This window comes from Clostridium formicaceticum (genome assembly GCF_001854185.1).
GTDB classification, from domain to species: Bacteria; Bacillota; Clostridia; order Peptostreptococcales; family Natronincolaceae; genus Andreesenella; species Andreesenella formicacetica.
Window position 1 is genome coordinate 3,080,955 of record NZ_CP017603.1, and the last position, 22,656, is coordinate 3,103,610.

26 protein-coding genes and 1 tRNA gene are annotated in these 22,656 nt (G+C 30.8%); 26 read left to right on the top strand and 1 reads right to left on the bottom strand.

What is annotated here, in order from left to right:
- Positions 1-413: 413 nt before the first annotated feature.
- From selA to BJL90_RS14125, 8 genes are all read left to right on the top strand, one after another.
- The gene (gene selA / locus BJL90_RS14090; RefSeq protein ID WP_070969260.1) at positions 414-1,814 is read left to right on the top strand and encodes an L-seryl-tRNA(Sec) selenium transferase; all 1,401 of its coding nucleotides are present in this window, start codon (positions 414-416) and stop codon (positions 1,812-1,814) included.
- A gap of 15 nt (positions 1,815-1,829) precedes the next feature.
- Complete coding sequence (gene selB / locus BJL90_RS14095) at positions 1,830-3,725, top strand: selenocysteine-specific translation elongation factor (protein WP_070969263.1); 1,896 nt, start codon at positions 1,830-1,832, stop codon at positions 3,723-3,725.
- A 536-nt stretch (positions 3,726-4,261) separates the two neighbouring features.
- Positions 4,262-4,358, top strand: a tRNA-Sec gene (locus BJL90_RS14100).
- Positions 4,359-4,492: 134 nt separating this feature from the next.
- On the top strand, positions 4,493-5,491 hold the full coding sequence (locus tag BJL90_RS14105) for a tyrosine-type recombinase/integrase (RefSeq protein WP_070969266.1): 999 nt from the start codon (positions 4,493-4,495) through the stop codon (positions 5,489-5,491).
- The gene (locus tag BJL90_RS14110; protein ID WP_070969268.1) at positions 5,491-6,240 is read left to right on the top strand and encodes a helix-turn-helix domain-containing protein; all 750 of its coding nucleotides are present in this window, start codon (positions 5,491-5,493) and stop codon (positions 6,238-6,240) included. Before BJL90_RS14105 ends, BJL90_RS14110 begins: the two co-directional genes overlap by 1 nt.
- 962 nt (positions 6,241-7,202) lie before the next feature.
- The gene (locus BJL90_RS14115) at positions 7,203-7,886 is read left to right on the top strand and encodes a hypothetical protein (protein ID WP_070969271.1); all 684 of its coding nucleotides are present in this window, start codon (positions 7,203-7,205) and stop codon (positions 7,884-7,886) included.
- Between the two features lie 68 nt (positions 7,887-7,954).
- Positions 7,955-8,167, top strand: a complete 213-nt coding sequence (locus BJL90_RS14120; protein ID WP_070969273.1) for a hypothetical protein — start codon at positions 7,955-7,957, stop codon at positions 8,165-8,167.
- On the top strand, positions 8,154-8,471 hold the full coding sequence (locus BJL90_RS14125) for a hypothetical protein (RefSeq protein ID WP_070969276.1): 318 nt from the start codon (positions 8,154-8,156) through the stop codon (positions 8,469-8,471). The genes BJL90_RS14120 and BJL90_RS14125 overlap by 14 nt, the downstream gene beginning before the upstream one ends.
- Before the next feature lie 90 nt (positions 8,472-8,561).
- On the opposite strand, the gene BJL90_RS14130 is transcribed toward BJL90_RS14125, so the two are convergent.
- Positions 8,562-8,768, bottom strand: coding sequence for a hypothetical protein (locus BJL90_RS14130; RefSeq protein WP_070969280.1), 207 nt, complete (start codon positions 8,766-8,768; stop codon positions 8,562-8,564).
- 151 nt (positions 8,769-8,919) lie between these two features.
- Between BJL90_RS14130 and BJL90_RS14135 the strand changes: the two genes are divergently transcribed.
- The 18 genes from BJL90_RS14135 (at position 8,920) to BJL90_RS14215 (ending at position 22,618) form a co-directional block, all read left to right on the top strand.
- Positions 8,920-9,180 (top strand): hypothetical protein, encoded by a 261-nt coding sequence (locus tag BJL90_RS14135; protein ID WP_070969282.1) that lies wholly within the window; start codon positions 8,920-8,922, stop codon positions 9,178-9,180.
- A gap of 19 nt (positions 9,181-9,199) precedes the next feature.
- Complete coding sequence (locus BJL90_RS22420; RefSeq protein ID WP_169824222.1) at positions 9,200-9,349, top strand: hypothetical protein; 150 nt, start codon at positions 9,200-9,202, stop codon at positions 9,347-9,349.
- A gap of 76 nt (positions 9,350-9,425) precedes the next feature.
- Positions 9,426-9,662, top strand: coding sequence for a hypothetical protein (locus BJL90_RS14140; protein ID WP_070969286.1), 237 nt, complete (start codon positions 9,426-9,428; stop codon positions 9,660-9,662).
- Positions 9,643-9,915 carry a DUF3102 domain-containing protein gene (locus BJL90_RS14145; protein ID WP_070969288.1) on the top strand — a complete coding sequence of 91 codons (273 nt, stop codon included), beginning with the start codon at positions 9,643-9,645 and terminating at the stop codon, positions 9,913-9,915. The genes BJL90_RS14140 and BJL90_RS14145 overlap by 20 nt, the downstream gene beginning before the upstream one ends.
- A 537-nt stretch (positions 9,916-10,452) precedes the next feature.
- The gene (locus tag BJL90_RS14150; protein WP_070969291.1) at positions 10,453-11,340 is read left to right on the top strand and encodes a hypothetical protein; all 888 of its coding nucleotides are present in this window, start codon (positions 10,453-10,455) and stop codon (positions 11,338-11,340) included.
- 82 nt (positions 11,341-11,422) lie between these two features.
- The gene (locus BJL90_RS14155) at positions 11,423-11,608 is read left to right on the top strand and encodes a hypothetical protein (protein WP_070969294.1); all 186 of its coding nucleotides are present in this window, start codon (positions 11,423-11,425) and stop codon (positions 11,606-11,608) included.
- Positions 11,609-11,637: 29 nt separating this feature from the next.
- On the top strand, positions 11,638-12,966 hold the full coding sequence (locus BJL90_RS14160) for a hypothetical protein (protein ID WP_070969297.1): 1,329 nt from the start codon (positions 11,638-11,640) through the stop codon (positions 12,964-12,966).
- A 90-nt stretch (positions 12,967-13,056) separates the two neighbouring features.
- Positions 13,057-14,640 carry an IS21 family transposase gene (gene istA / locus BJL90_RS14165; protein WP_070963420.1) on the top strand — a complete coding sequence of 528 codons (1,584 nt, stop codon included), beginning with the start codon at positions 13,057-13,059 and terminating at the stop codon, positions 14,638-14,640.
- Positions 14,637-15,398, top strand: coding sequence for an IS21-like element helper ATPase IstB (gene istB / locus BJL90_RS14170; RefSeq protein ID WP_070963417.1), 762 nt, complete (start codon positions 14,637-14,639; stop codon positions 15,396-15,398). Before istA ends, istB begins: the two co-directional genes overlap by 4 nt.
- Positions 15,399-15,470: 72 nt before the next feature.
- Positions 15,471-15,941, top strand: coding sequence for a hypothetical protein (locus BJL90_RS14175; RefSeq protein WP_070969299.1), 471 nt, complete (start codon positions 15,471-15,473; stop codon positions 15,939-15,941).
- Between the two features lie 423 nt (positions 15,942-16,364).
- Positions 16,365-19,013 carry a hypothetical protein gene (locus BJL90_RS14180; RefSeq protein ID WP_070969302.1) on the top strand — a complete coding sequence of 883 codons (2,649 nt, stop codon included), beginning with the start codon at positions 16,365-16,367 and terminating at the stop codon, positions 19,011-19,013.
- Positions 19,014-19,404: 391 nt separating this feature from the next.
- Positions 19,405-19,800: a hypothetical protein gene (locus tag BJL90_RS14185; protein ID WP_070969305.1), complete on the top strand. Its 396-nt coding sequence runs from the start codon at positions 19,405-19,407 to the stop codon at positions 19,798-19,800.
- On the top strand, positions 19,781-19,990 hold the full coding sequence (locus BJL90_RS14190) for a hypothetical protein (RefSeq protein WP_070969307.1): 210 nt from the start codon (positions 19,781-19,783) through the stop codon (positions 19,988-19,990). The genes BJL90_RS14185 and BJL90_RS14190 overlap by 20 nt, the downstream gene beginning before the upstream one ends.
- A gap of 155 nt (positions 19,991-20,145) precedes the next feature.
- Positions 20,146-20,733 (top strand): GIY-YIG nuclease family protein, encoded by a 588-nt coding sequence (locus tag BJL90_RS14195; RefSeq protein WP_070969310.1) that lies wholly within the window; start codon positions 20,146-20,148, stop codon positions 20,731-20,733.
- On the top strand, positions 20,726-21,085 hold the full coding sequence (locus tag BJL90_RS14200) for a hypothetical protein (protein WP_070969313.1): 360 nt from the start codon (positions 20,726-20,728) through the stop codon (positions 21,083-21,085). The genes BJL90_RS14195 and BJL90_RS14200 overlap by 8 nt, the downstream gene beginning before the upstream one ends.
- Before the next feature lie 191 nt (positions 21,086-21,276).
- Complete coding sequence (locus tag BJL90_RS14205) at positions 21,277-21,570, top strand: hypothetical protein (protein WP_070969316.1); 294 nt, start codon at positions 21,277-21,279, stop codon at positions 21,568-21,570.
- A gap of 109 nt (positions 21,571-21,679) precedes the next feature.
- Positions 21,680-22,054: an HNH endonuclease gene (locus BJL90_RS14210; RefSeq protein WP_169824223.1), complete on the top strand. Its 375-nt coding sequence runs from the start codon at positions 21,680-21,682 to the stop codon at positions 22,052-22,054.
- Positions 22,055-22,111: 57 nt separating this feature from the next.
- Positions 22,112-22,618 carry a hypothetical protein gene (locus BJL90_RS14215; protein WP_070969322.1) on the top strand — a complete coding sequence of 169 codons (507 nt, stop codon included), beginning with the start codon at positions 22,112-22,114 and terminating at the stop codon, positions 22,616-22,618.
- Positions 22,619-22,656 lie beyond the last annotated feature (38 nt).

Genomic DNA, 22,656 nt, shown 5'->3' on the forward strand with positions numbered 1-22,656 from the left:
AAATTCCAACGATACTTTTCACTTCTACCCATTAATCACCTCCATATTGTTTTAAATATAAATAAACTAGCAGCAAAAGAATTAAGATAATTATGTAAAAATCCTGTAAAAGAAGCTACTATGTTATTATTGGCTATATTATAAAAAAAATAACATAACTACTATAAATTAATAAAATAGCAGAAATTAGTATAAAAAAAATAGTATAATTATTATAAAAAAGTAACAGAAGATTAGCACAAAACCACTATTAATATATCAATTTTAACATACATTTTAAAAAAATCAAATAAGTTTTTAGATTATTTATAATTTTGCGCAAAATACAACGATGTTGGAGTTTTTTTTGAGAGTATATTATAATAAAAAATATGTTATACTTTAAAAATATTAGCATGAAGGAGCGAGAACAAATGAATAAAAAATCTATATTAAGCAAATTACCTTCAGTAGATGAACTTTTAAACTGCGATGAAGTGATTCATTTAATAGATCAGATCCCCAGAAAGGTTGTAGTGAATAGCATAAGAAAATGCCTTCAGAATTATAGAAACAAAATATTAGCAATGAAGGAAAGTGAACTAGCGAATCTTCAGGTAAATATGAGTGAATTGATTGAAAACGTTATTTATCAAAGTGAGAAGTTTATGGCGATGAATCTGAGGAAAGTGATTAATGCAACAGGCGTTGTTTTGCATACAAATTTAGGAAGAGCTCTTTTAAGTGACGAAATAAAAGAAGAAGTATGGTCGGTTGCGGCAGGATACTCAAACCTAGAACTAAATGTAGATACAGGTAAAAGAGGTAGCCGTTATAGTCATGTTGTAGAATTGATAAAGTATTTAACCGGTGCGGATGACGCACTTGTTGTGAATAATAATGCTGCGGCAGTGATGCTGGTGTTAAGTACAATGGCGAAGGAGAAAGAAGTCATTGTTTCTAGGGGAGAGTTGGTGGAAATAGGTGGTTCCTTTAGAGTTCCGGATGTTATGGAACAAAGTGGTGCTAAATTAGTAGATATAGGGACTACAAATAAAACCCATCTATGGGACTATGAAAAAGCTCTAGGAGAAAATACAGCAGCATTGTTAAAGGTACATACCAGTAATTATAAAATTCTGGGTTTTACAGAAGAAGTGGCGCTAAAAGAACTGGTTGCTCTAGGCAGAAAAAATAATGTTCCTGTTATTGAGGATTTAGGGAGTGGTGTTTTAGTAGATTTACAAAAATATGGATTAACCTATGAACCTACAGTGCAGGAAAGTGTAGCTTTAGGAGTAGATGTGGTGACATTTAGTGGAGATAAGCTTCTAGGAGGCCCTCAAGCAGGCATTATTGTAGGTAACAAACACTGGATAGATCAAATGAAAAAGAATCCTCTAACCAGAGCCTTTAGAATAGATAAGTTGACAATGGCAGCTTTAGAAGCTACATTAAAATTATATCTGGATGAGGAGGAAATGATTAAAAAAATTCCTACATTGAAGATGTTAACAGAATCAGTAGCATCCTTACAAAAAAGGGCGCAGCAGTTATATGATATCTTGGCTAATTTAGATCTGCCGATGGAAATCAAAGAGGACTTTTCTCAAGTGGGGGGAGGCTCTTTACCCTTAGAAAAATTGCCTACAAAAGTTATAGCCATAAAGCCAATGCATTTGTCTGTATCAAAGTTAGAAGAAAAACTAAGAAGTCATACGATTCCTATTATTACTAGGATTCAAGAAGAACAGTTAATCATAGATGTAAGGACAATTAAGGAAGAGGACTATGATATTATTAAGAAAGCACTAAAGGATACTATGAAGATATAAAGGGGCGTATAAAAGTTGAAAAATATTATTATAGGGACAGCAGGACATATTGACCACGGTAAAACAACCTTAATAAAGGCCTTAACCAACAGAGAGACAGATAGATTAAAAGAAGAAAAGAAAAGAGGTATATCTATTGAACTAGGGTTTACCTATTTTGACTTACCTAGTGGGAGAAGAGCAGGAATTATAGATGTGCCGGGGCACGAAAAATTTGTTCGACATATGTTGGCAGGAGCCGGTGGCATGGATATCGTTATGCTGGTGATTGCTGCTGATGAAGGCGTAATGCCTCAAACAAAGGAACATTTAGATATTTTATCGGTGTTAAACATAAAAAAAGGAATCATTGTTATTACAAAAGCCAGTTTGGTGGAGGAAGAGTGGCTGCAATTAATTCAAGAGGATATAAGGGAAAAGGTAAAACACACTTTTTTAAAGGATGCAAAAATGTTGGTGGTGGATTCTGTCAGCAAAAAAGGAATTAAGGAATTGATTGATACCATAGACCAGTTAACTGATGAAACAGAAAGTAGAGATATTGAGGCACCTACTAGAATGCCTATAGATAGAGTTTTTAGCATTACAGGATTTGGAACAGTTGTTACAGGCACTTTATTAGAGGGAAAAATCTCCTTAGAGGATACATTAGAAATATTACCAGATAACGTGAAGGTGCGTATAAGAAATATACAGGTACATGGAGAGCCTGTAGAAGCTGCTTATGCAGGACAGCGGGTTGCAATTAATTTAGCCAATGTGAAAAAGGAAGAGATAGAAAGAGGATATGTTTTAGCGCAAGCCGATGCTATGGAGACCACAATGATGATTGATGCAAGAATCAATGTATTGAGGGATGGTAGTAGGAAGCTTCAAAATAGAGATAGAGTAAGATTATATCATGGTTCAACAGAAATTTTTGCAAGAGTGGTGTTGCTGGAAAAAGAGGAAATGCAGCCAGGAGACAGTGGCCTGGTACAATTTCGATTAGAGGAGTCCATTGCAGTAAAAAAAGGAGATCGCATTGTTGTCAGGTTTTATTCACCGCTGACAACTGTTGGAGGTGCAGTTGTAGTAGATAGTAATCCCAAAAAACATAAAAGATTCGATGAAAAGATCATTCAAGAACTACTGATAAAAGAAAAAGGAACACCGGAAGATGTTTTAGAAAAGCACATTGAAAGATACAGTAACCAGTTTCCTGATGTTGGTTTTTTAGCAAAATTAACTGCTCAGCAGGTAGAAGAGGTGCAAAAACTTGTTATAGGGTTGAAGGAGAAGGGGAGGGTATTGCTGCTAAATAATACCATCATTCTTCATAAAAAACACTATGAAGAAATAAAGGAAAAAACGCTTCTATTGCTAAGTAAGTATCATCAGCAAAATCCTTTAAGATTGGGTATGATAAAGGAAGAATTTAAAAACAAGATTGTTCCTAAAAACGCAGGAAAGTCGGGGGATGCATTGCTAGAATTACTACAGAGAGATAAACTTGTAAAGGTGTTTGAAAAGTATATTGCAGCATATGATTTTGAAATTTCCTTTAATCCTACACAGTTAGAGATTAAATCAAAGATAGAAGCTGCTTATTTAAAAGAGCCTTATGCAACACCTAAGATAGAAGATGTGATAAAAAGTATTTCCTATAAGAGGCAAGAAATCGATCAAGTTTTAGAAACTATGTTAGGAAGAGAGCTAATAAAAATTAATTCAGAAATTATTTTGCATGAAAAAGCATACTTAAAGGCCAAGGCTATGTTGATAGAACATATCAATAAAAAAGACAGTATATCCTTGGCAGAGTTTAGAGATCTACTGAATAGCAGTAGAAAATATGCTGTTGCACTGTTGGAATACTTTGATAATATTAGGCTTACCAAACGGCTGGAGGATAAGAGGGTTTTACATTAAGTAAAAAATAGTTAAAAAATAAAATAGGTTTACAAAATTCCTTGCCATTTACAGAGATATTTTTCAGAAATAACAATAAATTTGCTGCTTTAGCGTGGATTTTACATATTTTAATGGATATTCCCAGTCATGCTAGAGATTATTTTCCTACGCCTTTTCTATATCCCTTAAGCAGTTTTACTGTAGACGGCATACGATCTCCTTACTTATGGGGAATCAATTGGTTTTTGTTGTTGTCTTTTTATCTATATCGTTACCTGAAAAAATGTAATAATAAGCATAGCACAAACCAGTGAATTAGAAGCGGGTTTGTGCTTTTTGTATCAAGAAAATCTTTTGTTGTAAAGTAAAGGTGTCTCTGCCTTTAAAGGTTTCTCAATGAAGAAACTTAGAAAGCAAAACAAGAATTTAGGGATTTTCCTAAATTTTTGTTTAAATTACAGGAATTAAGTAGGCTAAAGAAAAAATAAAAAAACAGGTTGTATATAATAAACATGTATGCTATAATACATAAGTGGCAACAATAAATAACATATGGGGGTAGATGGGTGCTGGTGTGCCCTCTGGTCTTCAAAACCAGCGCGAGGGGTTAGTAGCCTCTTGGGTGGGTTCGATTCCCACGTACTCCCGCCATATATTGAATTTTCAAGTAAAATCAATGATTATAATGTTTTATGTTATAGTCATTTTTTATTTTTTGAAAATGATTATAACCAATATGTCCAGTTATGGTTTTTCCTTAAATAAAACCATGGAGGTATTGGAAAATGGCTATTTCTATGAAAGGTAGAAAGAAGATTGAAACCAGTATAAAAAATGAACATACTTCAAAGAAGGAAATAACTATCAGAAGATTTATTGAATTGCATACTGAATTTGTTAGAGATAAAATGTTGGAAAATCTATCTGAGAGAACAATTAAAGACCATAAATATATATTCTCTTTTTTTACACGTTGGCTTGAACAATCTGAATGGTCTGATGTTGACCAGTATGTACAAAAGACATTATTTATAGATTATAAAGAGTACATGATATATGAGAAAAAATATGCTCCATGTACTGTAAATGTAAGGCTTAGACCAATAAAAGTATATATAAATTGGCTATTAAAAAATGAATACATTAAAAATAATTATAACAATAATTTAAAGCTTGTGAAAGTACCAGAGGATAGAGTTAAGCCACTAAATAAAATCGAAGTTAAAAAATTAGTTAGTGCTATTGGCAATTATACTTATGCAAGATTTAGAGATTTAACACTTACATTAACTATTTTAGATTGTGGAATAAGAATTGGTGAACTTCTTCAAGCCACTATCTATGATGTTAATTTCACAGATGGTTATATTATTGTTAGAGCAAAGGTTAGTAAGACTAGAACAGAGCGAATACTACCCTTATCAAGAAAAACTTTAGATTATCTACAAGAATTAAAAGATATAGCGATAGAACAAGGACAAACATATCTGTTTTTATCTACAACAGGCGAAAAGGTTATTAAAGAATCTGATGTTTTTACTAACTTTAGAAAATATAAAGAAGAAGCTAAAATTGATAATAAATGTACACCATACATATTACGTCATACATTTGCAACTGAAATGGTAAAGAAGAATGTTGACGTTTTTACCCTCCAAAAAATGATGGGACATGTTAATATTACTACAACTCGTCAATATATTTTCTTAAATAACGATGATGTAATTAAAAAGCATAGAGAAGTAGGTATTTTAGACCATTTCCTTAGTGGAGGTGGTAGATAATGAAATTGACTAAGCAAAACTACCATCTTTACTTTAATTTGAATTTGACCCCAACACAAAAATTAATCATCGATACACTTTTGTCCCATTGTCACAATGGCAAAGACCATAGTTTTCCCAATCAACAAAAAATTGCTTCTGAAATCAACGTTTGTAGACATACTGTTTTTAGAAATTTAGCTAAAATTCAAAAAATAAAAATCGGTGAATTACCATTTATGATCGTAAAATCAAGACGTTCTGAAGGTGGGACTTGGGATCATAACTGCTACATATTCCCCTGGCTTAATAATAAATATAAAAAAGCATATATTCATGAAAATAATAAATATATGATTAATAAGTTGATAGAGCATTATGAACAATTAGCATTGCAGGAGATGTTAGAGGAAGAAGAAAAAGAAAAAGAAGATGATGATGACAATGATAACCATGGAACAGGAAATTCCTCTAAAAAAGATAGACAGAAATTTTTACCTTATTTATCTAGTAAAATTCAAAAGTTATCCACAATTACTAGAATAAAGGCTAACGATCTGTTGAAAATGTTTATTCGCATAGGTGAAACGATGAACAATAGTAATATTATTTTTTGCATGGACAAGTATCTACAAACGTGTTTAGGCAATCTATCGTATGAAGTCAAAGCCACTGAAAAAATAAAAGAAATCTATAATATCCTAATTGGCAATGAAGACCTATATACTATTAATTTGGACAAGTATGTAGGCGATGTATTAGCAGTATAAAGCCCACAATGCCCCATATAAGCGTTTTTTTAAACCTATAGACTAATAGGTCTATTAAGTGTGTTTAAAGGTGAGTTGGATAATACAACCGACCTAAGATGGACAAAAGTGTCTATGTTGGTATAAACCCTCAAAATGTCTAGTTATGGACAATTGTCCTAAACTAGAAACTATTAATCAAACTTGGTGCAAAATTTTGCACAATGTTTAAAAAATGAAACTTGGTGGTTACCCTAGGGAAAATTTTCCACAGGGTGATAAGGAGTAGCAGGTGCAAACAATTTAAGTTTTGCTTCTGGAAAATTTTCCATAAGCGAAAAATCCGTTGGTTATCGTTATCACTGAAAATGATAGCAAGGTTCAAATCGACCCTAACAAATAACACTACAAATCCTGTGTTTATCAATTTTCAAAAAATTGGTAGGTAGAGGATTATTAGTGTTGTTTATTTATAGGGTTGGAAGATTTCGGCAAACCCTATCCTAAAAATAACAAAGAACAGTTGTTGCCGAAATCGTCCACAACAGTTGAAAATTAGAGGATTATTAGTGATGATTTTATCGGTGTGGAAGATTTCTGCAACTCCGATTATTAGTGGCGTAAAAATTCTACCTCGGATTTCTCCGATAAACAGATAGACGAAATTTAGTCCTCCTGATTTTAGCATGTGCGATAATCGCATACCCTTCTCAACATACAATACATAATAATCTATCTACACCAGAAAGGTACAATTTTTAAATTTTGCAGCGTTGCAAAATTCGGCATTGATAAACTAATCCAACTTGCAAAGAAAAAAGCCCATTAAGGGCTTAATGACTTACGTTTTATATTATATTTAATATTTTAAAACCATTGCTATAACTAAATTGTAGCATAATATATTTAAAATTTAAAGAGTTATATAATATAAAAATATATTATATAATAGCAATCAAATAGAAGAAGTAGGAGAGGATAAAATGGAGTTAATATTAAATGACACTAACATTTTTGATGAAGACATAGATATTAAATTAAGAGAATTATTAGATCAAAACAAAGATAAAATTGACACATCCAAATTTTTTGAAGTAAATATAATTTTCAATAAGAATGCGGTTGATTTTGCAAAACTTGTTGAAGAAGGGATTCTCAATAAAAGAGAAAGATCTAAAAATATTCAAGAAAACTATAGTAAAAAGTTAAGGATACAATTAGAAGAGATAGAAAAAGTATTGGAGTCAGTTAAGATAGTTATAAATAAATTACATTTAACAGGCGACGATTTTTCAACAAACGAACGAATAATAAAGGTTAAATTAGAAGAAAAATCAAAAAAACAAGAGATGAGAGTAACTGTTGTTACACCAGATTTACAATATATATTAAACGTTCTGGGTGATTATGCTTCAAAAGAACTTAGTGAAATATTTTGTAAACTTTATTATGATATCTTACATGAGAATATGGATTTGTTGATAGAAATAGTTGGATGTGAACCGACAAAAAATTTAAAAGAAATTTTCCATAGTTTTGCAATGCAGTATAAAAAATTTATTTTTAATAAGGCATATATAATTGAAGATTTGCAAAAGAGAGCCATACCTGTTTTTGAAAGGTATGAAAGTGCTTTTAATAAAGATACAAAATCAGAAAAGTCGTAGTCTATTATTAAAATGCTTAAAATAAATTATTTTGGAAGAGAAATCTAAAGAAAAAGGGGGAATAGGTTATGCACTATGAACAAGCATTATTAAAGTCATTATTAAATAGAGGATATATAGATCGAGATTGGTACATGAGAGCATTTGAATATATAGAGAAACATTATGCTAAAAAGGAGAGAAAAAAGGTGAGGGAGTCAAAAAAAGATGACAGCGGGAGAGAAAATATCATGAAACCAATTGAAGGTTATATGGGGGAGAATTCAAATGAAAGAAAATGATAATACTGTAGATTTTGACCCAATTGCCTTAGAACGATTTAAAAATTCTATCAATAATAGATATAGAAAAATATTTGGTTGCCTAGAAGATGACTATGAAACTATCGCAGAAATACTAGGGGTTCCCTTATCTAAAAATAAGAAGAAGTTAAAAGAAGATATAGTAAATAAATTTATGGAAAAATTTGTTTGGGATATGGCTTTTTCTACTAGAAAAGAGAAAGAAAAAATTACAAATGAAATCACTAATAATATCCATAGAATTATAAATAGACTAGAAAAGGAACTAGAGAATAGTAAGTAACTAATATTTATAACACAAAGATATAATATTGCATCACACCATCTAAGGGCATTGACAGAGTAGCATAGGGGATAATCAAAGAGGACTGTTCTAGTCCTCTTTTTTCTTTTGAATAACTAATTCATAACCGATTGCATCTAATATTCTCTCTACATCCATTAATCTAATTGTTTCTCTATTAATTTTACCTATAACATTTTGTTGGCTTTCCCCTAATTTTTCTGCAATTTCCTTAGTTCCTGTTTCCTCATCAATCATTATTTTTTTAATAGTTTTAGAAAAATTTTCATATAACATTTCAATCATCATCCTTTCTGTAATTTCCTTCAATTAGTATAACAATTAATTTATAAATAATCAATAGATTTAAAATTAACCATTGACTTTATTAACTAATTAGTTTATAATTAATTATATAGTAAATAATAAATTTGTAGGAGGTAAGCAAATGAAAAAAATCTTTATTAAATCAAGCATCGACAGCGAAAGATTTAGACAAGATGAATTCACAACAGGAGATACACCAAAACAAGGCTTTAAATTAGCCAGTATAGATGATCTAATCAATGATCTGTGTCTAGGCGGTGAACCAATACTAGGATTAATAGAAGTCAAAGAAGGGGTATATACATGGGATGCTATAGAGATACCAGAGGACAGTAAATTGGGCTTAGATGTAGAGATAGAGTATAGTTACATACCGTTGTAATTAAAAGGGGGGAATCTAATTGAATAAAGGCGGTTTTTCATGGAAAAGGTTTCTAGGAATTACTAAGTATAAGCGTAAAATATCTAAGGCGACAGGGGTTCCACTAACGAAATCTGGGAGAGAACAGAAGTTAGGAAGAATTATTATTAACCTTTTGAAGGGGAAATAAAAAAGGGCTGCCTTAATAGGTAGTCTTTAACTTTCTAAAACAAGTAGATAGAAAAGATTTTAGTTTTAGTGAAAAAATGGAATGGGCAGAAAAATTAAAGGAAGAGTATAGTAAGATTGCTAAAGAGAATTCATTATCTAATCTCAACAATCAAAAATCCGATGTACAAGATTTTGTACCTCGAGGGAAAACAGATGATGCAGTTGCTAATGAAGTGGGTTTTGGAAACAGAGAGACGTATCGTCAAGCCAAATTTATAGCTGAAAACGCAGATGAAGAAATGATTAAGCAACTTGAGGGAAATTGTAGGTAGAGCATATACTGATTTAGGCAGGGAGTTAAAGGAAGCACAGGATAAGTTGGCACAACATGGATATGGGTGTTTTGGAGAGTGGTTGGAATCAATTGGATTTAAACAAAGAAATGCCTATAGGTTAATTGAGAGATATGAAAAATTGATCTTGCCAAATTGGCACAATCGAGAATTGCTAGAAGACCTCCCAGTATCACTCACATACGAAATATCTAAACCCTCCGCAGATCAAGAATTAAAGCAAAAGGTGTAGATATTAGGTAACTCATATCTACACCAAATTCGACTTAAATGCCATTCTAAGCCATTTTATATTTACACTAGACCTAGTATACCTCCACATTCAACACAGGGCAAATATGAGCATCATTTTAGACGATAATTTTAAGAAATGGCTATTTTTCAACGTTTATAGGGATTTACAGAATGTAGTGTTTGCAAGGTGTGTAGGGTTTGGGGTTTTGTGTGTGGTGAAACAGAGAAAAGATTATCAGAGTTATCATAATGATAAGACTGCATTATCACAAGAAGATATAGCAAAGCAATCAGTGCAAGATCGTACCACAATAAAAAAATAGAAATAGAGTTGACAAAAAAAGCCAAACATGTTATATTAAAAGCAGTAGCTTTTTACTAATTTTGATTACACGAAGCTAGACCTCTGAAATAAGAGGTTAAAAAAATTATACTATAGATAATGTTCATTGTCAATATGAAAAATGAAATTATTTAAAAATATTTTTTAGAGAGAGCGGGAGAGAGAAAATAAAAACAATTTAGGAGGAGAAAAATGAAAAGACAAGAGTTGTTAGAAAAATTGCTAAAGAAGGAATTAGAAGGATTGAGAAAGGTTTGTTTTAAATATCAGCGAAGACCTTTTCTGAGAAATAAAGTTATGATAGTTGAGGGTGATCTAAGAGATTTAAATGCACATGGTTTGTATGAGCAAGTTGATGTTAAAGATAAAATTCGTTACACTCACAAAATTACTATAGATTCAAGGGTTATAGATGAATTGGTCAATTATAAATACAATAAGTGGGATGCCTACGCAGGTATCAACAAGAGTTACTATAAACAAAAACTAAGACAAGTAATCCGTCATGAATTGACGCATGGCATGGTCGCAGAATACTACCAAACTTTTTCAGACATATTAGGTACGAATTGCGATGCAAGTCCAATATTTTTGAGTATGTTACATTTCTGCAAAGGTATAAGTCATCATCAATGCACTAGATCATTTAGAAAAAGTAAAATATTTGAAGATATAAAAGACATAAAGGAATTTTCTAAGCTAGATAGGTACTTAACCGAATTGATATTTAAATATCAGGACATCGCTGAAGATTTAAAGATGATTAAATTAAACGATAAAGATATTGTAAACAATACTTTTGCTTTTAGTCCTCGAAATGCAGGTTTAGAAGCTGCTCACGCATGGACGGATAATATTGTTGCAAATGTAGAAGGAAGAGTTAAAGAACTTGTTAATCAATCTAGTTGTTTCTATATCGGTTGCAATATTACACCAGATATGATTAAAAATTTAATCGATAGAAAAGTAAGATATGGACAATTTGAAGAACAGAAGCAAGGTTATTATCTTGTTGCAGAAGGCAAGGCTGTAGAAGTTGATCGGATAGAGTATTACAAGTTTAAGAGTAAGATTGCTTAGAGAGTTTAACTCTCTAAGCTTATTAGTTTAACTCGGAGGTGAAGCTCCCTTGAGATTTTTTAAAAGATAGGAGGTTGGTTCGATGAAACATTATGGAAAAGGATATGTGTTTATATATAATCCTCAACAAAAAGATTTTTATATATCAGAAGGATGTAAATTGATTGATTCTGACATCCATAGAACTACAAAAAAACAATTTTGGGTATTTGAATTTGATGATACAGAGAAAGCATATTCAAAGTGGTGTACGAGAAAAGTCAGCTAAAATTATAGGATGAAGGAAGAGGGAATAGGATGAAGATTATCGATGAAAAGGTTAGAGAGATACAAACTCAACACATTAAAGATGTGATTACTAAAAAAGAATATTGGAAAGCAGATAAATTTCGTGTTCTTAACAATGAAGCGGGATTCGGGAAAAGTTATATAAGCTATGAAGCTATCGCAGATATAGCATTAGAAGGTTATAGAGTAGTGTATGTTCAAAAATTTGCTAATGAGAATACAGAGGAGCAGGACGCAAAAAAGCTAAAGAAAACCGTAAAAGCAATTGAAGGTTGGGCTTGGGGCAATGAAATAGTAAACTATTTAGCTTCAGACAATAAAAAAGACCATAATAAAATAATTAAAGAACATTCAGTAATCTGCATCACTCATAAAAAATACATGGAGAGTTGTAAAGAAAAGAGTAACTTTATTACGGATGCAGATATATTAATTTGTGATGAGTTTATTGATTTATGTAAGGAATTGGAAATTAGTGATAAAGAATTGAAGATACTATCTTCGGCTACAAGTGTATTTAAGGACTACAGAAAAGAAATACTGCAATTTCATGACTACATCAAAAAAGAAATTGAAGAAAAATATAACACCTATGGCACTACTGAAATGAGTTTTGTTAATTTGAAACCAAGCAAGAAAATGATGAACATACTTAGTAATTTAGAAACAATGGTTGATAAAAAACATGATCTTGAGGATATTAAAGAAGTACTGTTCACATGTAGACAAATATTAACTAGATCATGCTTATATAGTACTAACAATGCATTTATTACCTATGATAATAGATATAATTATTTATTGGCGAAGCAATCAAATATAATGCTTGACGCTAATGCAGGTTTTGATGGAAGGTATAGTTTGAATCCAATATTTGAGTTAGACCCTCAATCCAAGGTATTTGACTATACCAGCAGTAGTATTACGCTATATCAAATAGCTACTACAAAGAATGCTTTAACTAGAACAAAAAATATAGTTAATGATGCTAGAAACTATTTATTAGAAAAGCAAAAGGTAGGGTTTAATAAAAAACCAAATTCGTTGATAGTATCTTCTAAAAAAGTAAGAGAAAATTTAAGTTTTACAGACCTTCAACTTGAACAAGATAAGTTGGTGGAAGGTATTAATTATACGCACTTTGGCTTTATTATAGGAAAAAATGATTGGAAAAATTGTGATGATGTATGGATATTATTTACACCTTATTTTCAGTGGCACACTTATTTAATTGAATATATGTATTATTCGCCTACGGAAAAATTTAGTGGAAGTGAGAGTTGTAAAATAGAGAGTATTCAAAGGAATGATGGATATGAAAAGAAATATTGTTTATGATAATCTAAAAATACCCTAATAGAATAGTTGAAAATTCCCCTAGAGGAAATATAAAATAACCCTATGATACTTCATAGGGGGGCTAAGGGGATGATCAGTTTAGTGGAAAAACAAGAAATAATTCTATCACATTTCAGGGAGGGAAAGTCCCAGTGGGAGATTCATAGGAGAACTGGAATTGATAGAAAAACCATAAGAAAATATATTAGGGAGTATGAAAAGAAAAAAAGAGATTTACTCAACTCTCAGGAGGAAGATAAGGAACTAATAACAGATATTATCTCAGCACCAAAGTATGATAGCAGCAATAGGATTAGAAGAAAGCTAACAGATGAGATAATAGAGAGGATTCACTTTTTCCTCAAGGAAAATGAGATAAAGAAAGCTACAGGAAGGAGTAAACAACAGAAGAAAAAGATTGATATTTATGAAGCTCTAATTGAAGAAGGTTATGATATAAGCTATCCAACAGTATGTACCTACATCAGGGAGAATTGTAAGCAAACCAAAGAAGCCTACATAAGACAAGAGTATCATCTAGGGGAAATATGTGAATTTGATTGGGGTTATGTGAATCTTATCATAGATGGCAAGCCTAAGACTCTGCAAATGGCAGCCTTCACCAGTGCTAAAGGCAACTATCGTTATGCTAGGTTGTATCATAACCAAAGGATGGAGCACTTTCTAGATGTCCATGTGAAGTTTTTTAACCAAATTGAAGGGGTTTATCAAACAGTAGTTTATGACAATATGAAGGTAGCTGTAAAAAGGTTTGTCAGTAAAACAGAAAAGGAACCTACAGAAGATCTTTTGAAGTTATCCTTGTATTACGGGTTTAGATATAGATTTTGCAATACCTGTAGCGGCAATGAAAAAGGTCATGTGGAAAGAAGTATCGAGTACATAAGGAGAAAGGTTTTTGGCAAAAGAGATACCTTTAAAAACCTTGATGAAGCCAATGAATATCTTCAAGAAGTATTAGTTAAACTGAATAACCGCATAACAGAGTACAACGATGGTAAAAGTCCTAGAGATGTCCTTGAGGAAGAGAAACCATATCTTCTTGAATTAATGCCTAGTTATGATACCGCTAGAACGGCAGAGCTTAGAGTCAATAAATATTCTGTCATAAGCATTGATGAAAACAAATACTCTGTTCCCGATGATCTAGTAGGTAAGTTCGTCTTTGTAAAAATATATCCAGAAACAATCTTTGTCTACCATCAAAATAAGCTCATAGCTCAGCATAACAGAAACTATGGTGTTCACACTTGGAATATTAAGATAGAGCATTACATAAAAACCATAAAAAAGAAGCCTGGGTCACTTCATTCCAGCACAGCCATGCGACAAATGAACCCCACGCTTCAAACCATATACAATAAATATTATACCGAAAATCCTAAGGATTTCATAGACCTTCTTGAATTAATTGGTCAAAAAGGATTAGAAAAAGTTGAGAATATCATTAAAGATTTGGAAAAGCTCAGTCCCATAGGAGTTAATACAGAGAAGATAAAAATGCTTTGTAACAGAAATGAAGACGAAGGAAAAGTCATTAATCGCGAAAGGACTACTCAAATAGAAGAACAATCTAAATTAATATTAAGCCATTATGGTAATCTTCTTAAAGGTTCCTGTGTAGCCTTTAAGAAGGAGGCGAAAATCATATGAACCATAAAGACATCTATGAAAAAATAGCATTGTTTTCTAAAGAACTTAAGCTGCCATATATTCTAAGGCATTTTAAAGAAGAACTTACCGAAGCCAATAAAGACTCTAAAACCTATGACACTTTCCTTTACGATCTTTTAGAAAAAGAATATGACCTTAGAAAAGACAATGGGAGGAAGAGCAGGATTAGAAGTGCAAGATTTCCATATAAAAAATACCTTGAAGATTTAATCATAGAAGATTTGCCAGAAGATGCAAGAAATAAAGTGAAGGTGTTTTCAACCCTTGAATTTATTGAAACGGGTCAAAATATTATCCTTGCAGGTAACCCAGGCACGGGGAAGACCCATATGGCTATTGGTTTGGGCATAAAAGCCTGTAATGTAGGCTATAAAGTCCTATTCACTACCATTCCCCTATTGGTGAATGAATTAAAGGAAAGTAGGTCAGAAAAAAACCTTCGTGCCTTTGAAAAAAGGTTTGAAAAGTATGATTTAATCATAGCCGATGAATTAGGATATATCTCCTTTGATAAGGAGGCTTCCGAGCTACTTTTCACATACTTATCTTTGAGAGCGGGTAGAAAATCAACCATTATCACAACCAATCTTTCCTTTGAAAGGTGGGATGAAATATTTAAAGATCCAGTTATGACAGCAGCTATGATAGATAGATTAACCCATAAATCTTATATAGTAAATATGAATGGTAATTCTTACAGATTAAAAGAAACCAAACGATGGCTTGAGGAACAATAATTTTTTTACTCCCCTAGGGGAAATTTCAATTAGTATATAGAGGAATTTTGGATTGACAAATACAAATATTCTGTGTTTAGAAATAAGAAGTTTGATCGATTAAAAAATTCTATTGTAGCAGGGGAAATATATCAGGCACTAAAGAGAATTGCAAGAACAGAAGATATTGATAAATGTACTATGCATGTAGCAATAGATAATGTTAGTATCTTTAAATTAGTTTCTAAGCAATTCAAAAATGTAAATATCATAGAAAAAAATAGTTTACCTTTTGAAGTTACACTCAAAGAAGACAAACGTAAGAACAATGGCAAAAAAGCAACAAAGGGTAAACAGAGAGAAGAATCTGCAAAGGAATATCTTGAGCAAAATGTAGAAAAAGGTATAACTAAAATACCTAAAGAAGGTTTATGTAATGTATCCGGTATAGAACAAAGCAATCTATCAAGAGAAATAAAAAAATGGGAATGGTTTAAGGATAAATTTTATACAAGTAATAAAGCTACAGACAAGTCATTTATCTTTTTAAAGTTGTCGTCATAATCATACTATTGACAGTCCAAGTTTGACGCTATCGCTTACAAACTTTTACACAGTTACAATTGACATTGTAAGATGAATTAAACTATATAATAAATTCAAAGTGAAAAGGTTATAAATGGTGTTCTCGTCATTTTTATCCTTTATAATATAGAATCAATGACGAGGACTCTTTAAATATTGAAATTTACACATTTTAGTCAAAAAGCAGTTTTAAAAAATAGCATTATTTAAGCTGAAAAATGGTTATAAACGTTGGAAATTACACAATTGATAGTTTGAAAAAATATAATCAATATAAAAATGGTAGTCATACCATTCTTTTTTTAAACGTTTTGCGATAGCATAAACGTGCAAAGTCAATAGTAGGATTATGAAGTGGTAATAGGAACGGGTAAAGGTTAAATTAAAGGGAGGAGATTTTGGATGAAGAATGTAAGAATAAATAATATAAATACATTAGCATTTTTAACGGATGAGGAAAGAGTTTTATATAATAGTTTGTGTGAGAAATATAATGAATTGGGAAATATAAAAAGGTATTGTTATCAAGTAGTTTTTAGAGATACTACACTATCTTACAAAGAACATTCAAAGAAGTTAGAAGAGAATCAATACTATAAAAAGGATTGTACTGATCTTACTAAGAAAAAACTAAATAAAGAACAAAAAGATCAATACAATAAGTTAAAAGAAGAATATGGATTTAAGGCTATTTTATCTGAATCAGACAAAATTAAAAAAGAATTGAATAAATTAATAAAGAGTAGAAAAATGAAAGATAAATGTAAATTGTCGGTAGAATTAAATGATTATAGAAAAGTATATGTTTCTAGTAGTGTGCTTACAAAAAGTGTAGATGCTGAAGATATTTTTATAGTAAGTCTTCACAATAAACATGTGAAAACTACCAGGATTTGGGAACAAATAGTTAAAAATGGGTTTACATACACTGATACTGATGGAATAGAAAAGAAGGCAATATTCTACACAGCAAGTACAGGACAGATAAGAAAGAAGAAAGGTTTTTTTGTTGTAGAAGATAGTTTAAATACTGTAATAAATAAGTTAAATTCTGGTCTAACATTGGAAAAAATTAATGAGTTAGGTGGATGTAATGTAAATAAATATTTAGCTTATGCAGCACTTAATACAAGTAGTACAGAAGCGTGGGATAGATTTGATATAGATAAAGCAATTGTAGTAGATGATTTTGAAACAGAAATTGAAATTGAAGTAGATTATATAGATAATAAAACATTTAAAATTACTAGAAGGAAAATGTTTGTTCCTATTTCACATACAGATGGATGTGGTTTAATGTTACCTTCTGTATCTAGAAAAAATATGATGATAAGGCTCCCTTGGATCAAAGGCTTACTTACTGTTGCGAACTTCAAAAAATTTAATGAAAAATATGGAAATGATACGAAAATAAAAGACATTTATGGGAAATGGCATGATATTAAAGATATTGAAGTGATTTTTTCTAAATCACAATTCAAGATGTACAAGTATTACCCTAATGAAGTCGATGGAAATGGTAATGTAATTAAATATGGTTGGGATAAATACAAGGAATTATTTAAACTACATGGTTGCACAGCTAATACTACAAATGTAGAACCCAACAAAGCTGATTTCAAAGAAGCTACACTTAACTATCAGATGATGCAGACTCTTACAGATGTAGAAGACAAAGAAATTAGGGATTTATTGAAGAAGGATTTGGATTATATTAATGACTTGTATATAGATAGTAATTTACAATTCAAAGAGTTAACAAAAAGAAAAGATGCTACAGCAGAAATATTAAAAAAATACCCTAACTTCATTCACGATGAGCATGTACAAAACGAGTTAAGTAGTAGAATTACAAGTAAGCGTAAAGAGTTAAAACGAGCAGAGTTTCATGTTAATAGTGCTAAATATACTTTTATTATTCCTGATATAATTGCGTGGATGCAATTTCTATTTTGTAGCGGTGTAAATCCACAAGGGGTTTTAAAAAAAGGTGAAGTACATTGTAGTATGTTTAAATATAATGAAGATGTAGATGTATTAAGATCACCTCATCTGTGGAAGGAACATTGCATAAGAACAAATGTAGAAATCGAAGAAGAATACAGAGAATATTTCAAAATCGGCAATAGTAGACAATTAGGTGTTTATACAAGTGTTAAAGATGATATAAGCAAAAGGCTAATGTTCGATGTAGACGGAGATTCTGCACTTGTTGTACAAGATAAATTATATAATAAAATTGTGAAAAGAAATATGAAAGATGTAGTTCCCTTGTATTATGAAATGGGTAAAGCGGAACCTGAAAAATTAAGTAATGTGGCATTTTATAAGGGAATAAAAAGTGCCTTTAAATATAATCAAGTTGGTAGATATAGTAATTATATGACAGCGGAGTGGAACACTACGCAGGATATTGATACATTAAGAGTGTTATGCAGTCTAAACAATTATAGTATCGATGCTAGTAAGACTCTATATATGTGTTACCCAGAAAGGGATAGTGACATATATAACAAGATAGAAGAAGCAAAAAATAAAGACATGCCTTATTTCTTTCAATATATTAAAGATGGTTATAGTAACAAAGAGTTAACAACTGAACAGTCAACGATGAATAAGTTGGTGTGGTACTTAGAGGAAGAGTTTAAAAATGCAAATGGAAAAAGGTATGTAGAGAACACTATTGAAAAATTCAATCATAAAGAGTTTTTGAATAATAAAAGTATTTTAGGCAAAAAGAATTTAACTGCTTTAAAGGAAATAAATTATGAATTGGCATATCAGCATTACAAAGAAATAGGCAAGATGATTGAAGAATCTATATACACTGTTAAAGATGAAGATGACAAATCTCTTGTAAGAAGTGTATATACTGATTACAAAGAAAAAATTAAAGAATATGCAAAAGAAATTAATATCCAGTGGACGGAGCATGTTGATGCTATAATTGCATTAAGCTACAAAAAGAATAAAGACAGTAAAAACAAAACAATATTGCTAGAATTATTCAAAGAAGAAATATTATTAAATTTAGAGAAAAATTTAAAGTAAAAAGTTAAAAAAACCCTAGTTTTTCCTAGGGTTTTTGTCTATATTAATAATTTTTTAAAACCATAAAATGCTTTATGTATTAGTGTTTTCAATATATGTGTAGATTTTATGAGTTCCTACAATATGAATAAGAATATAATAAGAGGTGGAACATTGTAGTGTTATAAGTATTATATTCTTATTCAAAACAGGGGAAGAACCTCTTTCCCCTTTTATTATTTTTTTAATAGGAAAACATTACTTTTGTAAGTAAATTATATCATATCAAAAACATAAATGCAATAGTTATTTTTAAAAAAGTTTATAGTATCTCAGTTTTAGTATTGATAGATTTTCAATACTTTATTCATTAAAATAAAATAATTTTAAAAAAATTATAGGAGGAGATTGGATGATCAAATTTGATGAAAAAGAAATTAATTGGGCGGTTAGAAAATTTGAGAGAATTGTAAGGGATATTGACAACATTGATTCGATAGAAGATGAAGATTATAAAGATTATTTAGATGGTATTGATACTGAGACTTATGATAATATGCTGAAAGTGATTGAGAGTGACTTTGACAAAATAAATAGCAATGAAGATATAAATGAAGCGTTTATTGAAGGACTCATCTGGGGTGTTGGTGGTATGTGGGTATGGTTAGATAATAGAGATAGCGTAGAGTTTGTAAGAGAACTATTAGGTAATGTTGTAGATGAAGAATATTTTACCCTATATGAAAAAATATTAAATAAGTTTGAATTTGAGAGCGAGGATGGAGAAGATGGAGAAGAAGATGTATAGCACCAATAAAGCAGCTTATGTTGCGTTATTTACAGATGCAGAAATTAAAAAAGATGAAGAAGGTAAAACATACTATGTTTTCGATTGTGATGTACATAAGTACATAGAAGAATACAAGCAAAATGAGTTGTTGCAACGGTTTGTTAGAAAGTTTGAAGAATTAAAGAAGAAAGCTAGAGAATTGAAATAAGGCTATTTGACCAAGTGTGTTAGGTGGTCTTTTTTATTTATTTTTTTTACTTAAAAATGAAAATAATTTATTAATCTTATTATAACATTATTAAAAGTAAATAGTCAACAAGAAATTTTGAAAAATATTTTAAAAAACATAGGAGGAGATTTAAGATGGAAAAACAAAAATTAATAGGGGTAAGCGGTGTATATGCAATTGTAGTAAAGGAAAATGGTGAGAAAGTTGTTAGATATGTTGGTTCTGGTAGTAACTTAGAAAGTAGAAAGAGCAATCACTGGAGCAGGTTGAGAAAAGGGACTCATATCAAACAACTACAAGAATTATATGATAAATTAGGAGAAGATAAATTTGATTTATTTATCTTAGATACTTGTAATAAGAGTAGCCTACTAGAATTAGAGAGATTGCACAAAAAAATACATGAAGATACGATCTGGAATATAAACGAAATCAGAGATACAAAGAAGAAGGTTAGGCGAGGGTTAGAAGCAGTAAAGCATAGAGAGATGTGCAGAGAATTATTCTCTGGAAGTAAGAATCCTAATGCCAATATAGATGAAACTATGGCAGGAGAAATCCTTTGGTATAAGCAAAATACTGATATGAAACATAGAGAAATTGCTGAATTGTATGAGGGTGTTAGTGTGAATATAGTTAGTAGAATTGGAAGAGACCGATGGTTACATGTTACACCTATTAAACCTATGGAAGCAACGAAAGGAGTAGAGGCAAATGAATAAAGAAATTATATTTAATTTAATAATTTTTTCTTTGTGTTTAATTTTAGTTTTTAGATTATTTAGATCGTTTAGAGAGTCTGCTAGAGAATACAAAAGAGTTTATAGTAAATTAGTAGAAGTTAAAGAAAGGTTAGAAAACAAGAGTAAATTGAGAGAATCTATTGACGAACTAAACATAGATATTGAAAAATACCGATGGGATGAAAGAAATAGGGAAATTAAAGAAGGGTTAAAGGTGTTAAAAAATAATGATGATGTGCTAGAAGAACATATTAAAGAGTTACAAGCTAGTATGAAGCGGATAGAAGTAATACAGGATAGGTTAGATAGAAATATGAGAAATATAGATTAGGGCGGGATAATTTACACAATTGTCCTGCTTTAGTTTTGTGTAATAGTATAGATATGATCTAGACATAAATCGGTATTATTGTTATCGAGTCGAGTTTTGGCGAATGATTTTTAGGAATTATTATATATTATTGAAGGAATATGGGAATTTATAGAGAAGTAGGTAGGAAAATATGAGAGGAGTAGATAGGTGTGATAGAAAAAATATCGGATATTCGTAAAGATACTGTCAAAGGTGAACATGAATGTTTTGTATGTAAAAATAAATATTCTTGGATTGCAATTGTAAGAGGTAATCATAAAGAAGATATAGTAAAGAGAAGTTTTGGTATAGAGGTTGTTGGTAAAGCTATTGCGTATAAGCGTGGTGTTTGGAATGATGGAAAAGCATCTGGGGCAGAACTTGAAATACTTGTAAATTGTCCTGAGTGTAATACAACAAATAAAACTAATTCTTATATTGTAACTTGGAAAACCGATATATAAACATGTGTTCAAACTATTTAGAGTAGGTATAATATCTTACTCTTTTATTTTTTTACTTATATCATATCTACTATTATCATAAATGATGATAGTTTGGGAGGAAATAAATGTGTCATTAAAAAAGGTTTGTAGTAAATGTAATAAAAATTTGATTAAAATAGATGAAAAGTATTGTGGTGATTGTGCTGAGAACGTTGAGAGAGAAAAAAAACAACAATGGCAATACTACGATAAGGTTAAGAGAAATCAAGAGTCTAAAGTAATCTATCAATCAAAAGAATGGAAAAAAGCAAGAACAATGACATTGATTAGAGATAATTATTTATGTCAAGATTGTTTAGATAGTAGGATTACATATGCAACTATGGTACATCATATTACGCCTATTGTAGAAGGTGGAGAACCATATGATGTTAATAATTTAGTTAGTCTATGTGATAGTTGCCACGGTGATAGACATAGTGAGATTGATAAGAAGATGTAGTAATTTTTGGTTAAATATGACATAATAATATGTAAATACTTTTGAAAGGGTGTTTATATGAAGAAGAAAATTAAAATCGCTATTATTATCTTTCTTGTTTTGGCTGGTATAGGTGGCATAATGGAGATGGTAGGATCAGATAATGCTACAACACAAGAAAATCTAGTTGAAGAAATGGAAGAAGAATCAGTACTAGAGCAAAGAGAAGACGCAATAGGACAGAGCAATAAGGATTTTCTTGAATTAACCAAGACAAAACCAAGCAGTGTAAGAGAAGATAATACAGGTAATTGGAGAAAGGTTGCTATAGCAGATTCCGTAGATATAGTAGAGTATGTAGCGTCTTATAATGAGTTGTATATGGAACAAGGTCAGGTTCATGCAATAGTTAACTTTAATTATAACACTACAACAATGATTAATGACTTAGGCGGTATGATTAGTGTAAGAATACATGAGTATGTAGATAAAGAAGAGCATGATGCTAACAAGTTAGGTAGCGGAATGCTGCTTAAAGAGTATCAGGTCTATAAAGATAATAGAGATATAATAGAAGTTCAGTAGGCACTCAGTCGAGTGTCTTTTTTATTGTAATGATTTAA

Coding starts and splice junctions, on each gene's coding strand:
- BJL90_RS14155 (WP_070969294.1), top strand. CDS start 11,423: ATGAAACATTATGGAAAAGGATATGTGTTTATATATAATCCTCAACAA.
- BJL90_RS14180 (WP_070969302.1), top strand. CDS start 16,365: ATGAAGAATGTAAGAATAAATAATATAAATACATTAGCATTTTTAACG.
- BJL90_RS14125 (WP_070969276.1), top strand. CDS start 8,154: ATGAAAGAAAATGATAATACTGTAGATTTTGACCCAATTGCCTTAGAA.
- BJL90_RS14120 (WP_070969273.1), top strand. CDS start 7,955: ATGCACTATGAACAAGCATTATTAAAGTCATTATTAAATAGAGGATAT.
- BJL90_RS14110 (WP_070969268.1), top strand. CDS start 5,491: ATGAAATTGACTAAGCAAAACTACCATCTTTACTTTAATTTGAATTTG.
- BJL90_RS14130 (WP_070969280.1), bottom strand. CDS start 8,768: ATGTTATATGAAAATTTTTCTAAAACTATTAAAAAAATAATGATTGAT.
- BJL90_RS14160 (WP_070969297.1), top strand. CDS start 11,638: ATGAAGATTATCGATGAAAAGGTTAGAGAGATACAAACTCAACACATT.
- BJL90_RS14200 (WP_070969313.1), top strand. CDS start 20,726: ATGAATAAAGAAATTATATTTAATTTAATAATTTTTTCTTTGTGTTTA.
- BJL90_RS14140 (WP_070969286.1), top strand. CDS start 9,426: ATGGAATGGGCAGAAAAATTAAAGGAAGAGTATAGTAAGATTGCTAAA.
- BJL90_RS14150 (WP_070969291.1), top strand. CDS start 10,453: ATGAAAAGACAAGAGTTGTTAGAAAAATTGCTAAAGAAGGAATTAGAA.
- istA (WP_070963420.1), top strand. CDS start 13,057: ATGATCAGTTTAGTGGAAAAACAAGAAATAATTCTATCACATTTCAGG.
- BJL90_RS14185 (WP_070969305.1), top strand. CDS start 19,405: ATGATCAAATTTGATGAAAAAGAAATTAATTGGGCGGTTAGAAAATTT.
- BJL90_RS14215 (WP_070969322.1), top strand. CDS start 22,112: ATGAAGAAGAAAATTAAAATCGCTATTATTATCTTTCTTGTTTTGGCT.
- BJL90_RS14195 (WP_070969310.1), top strand. CDS start 20,146: ATGGAAAAACAAAAATTAATAGGGGTAAGCGGTGTATATGCAATTGTA.
- istB (WP_070963417.1), top strand. CDS start 14,637: ATGAACCATAAAGACATCTATGAAAAAATAGCATTGTTTTCTAAAGAA.
- selA (WP_070969260.1), top strand. CDS start 414: ATGAATAAAAAATCTATATTAAGCAAATTACCTTCAGTAGATGAACTT.
- BJL90_RS14115 (WP_070969271.1), top strand. CDS start 7,203: ATGGAGTTAATATTAAATGACACTAACATTTTTGATGAAGACATAGAT.
- BJL90_RS14190 (WP_070969307.1), top strand. CDS start 19,781: ATGGAGAAGAAGATGTATAGCACCAATAAAGCAGCTTATGTTGCGTTA.
- BJL90_RS14105 (WP_070969266.1), top strand. CDS start 4,493: ATGGCTATTTCTATGAAAGGTAGAAAGAAGATTGAAACCAGTATAAAA.
- BJL90_RS14135 (WP_070969282.1), top strand. CDS start 8,920: ATGAAAAAAATCTTTATTAAATCAAGCATCGACAGCGAAAGATTTAGA.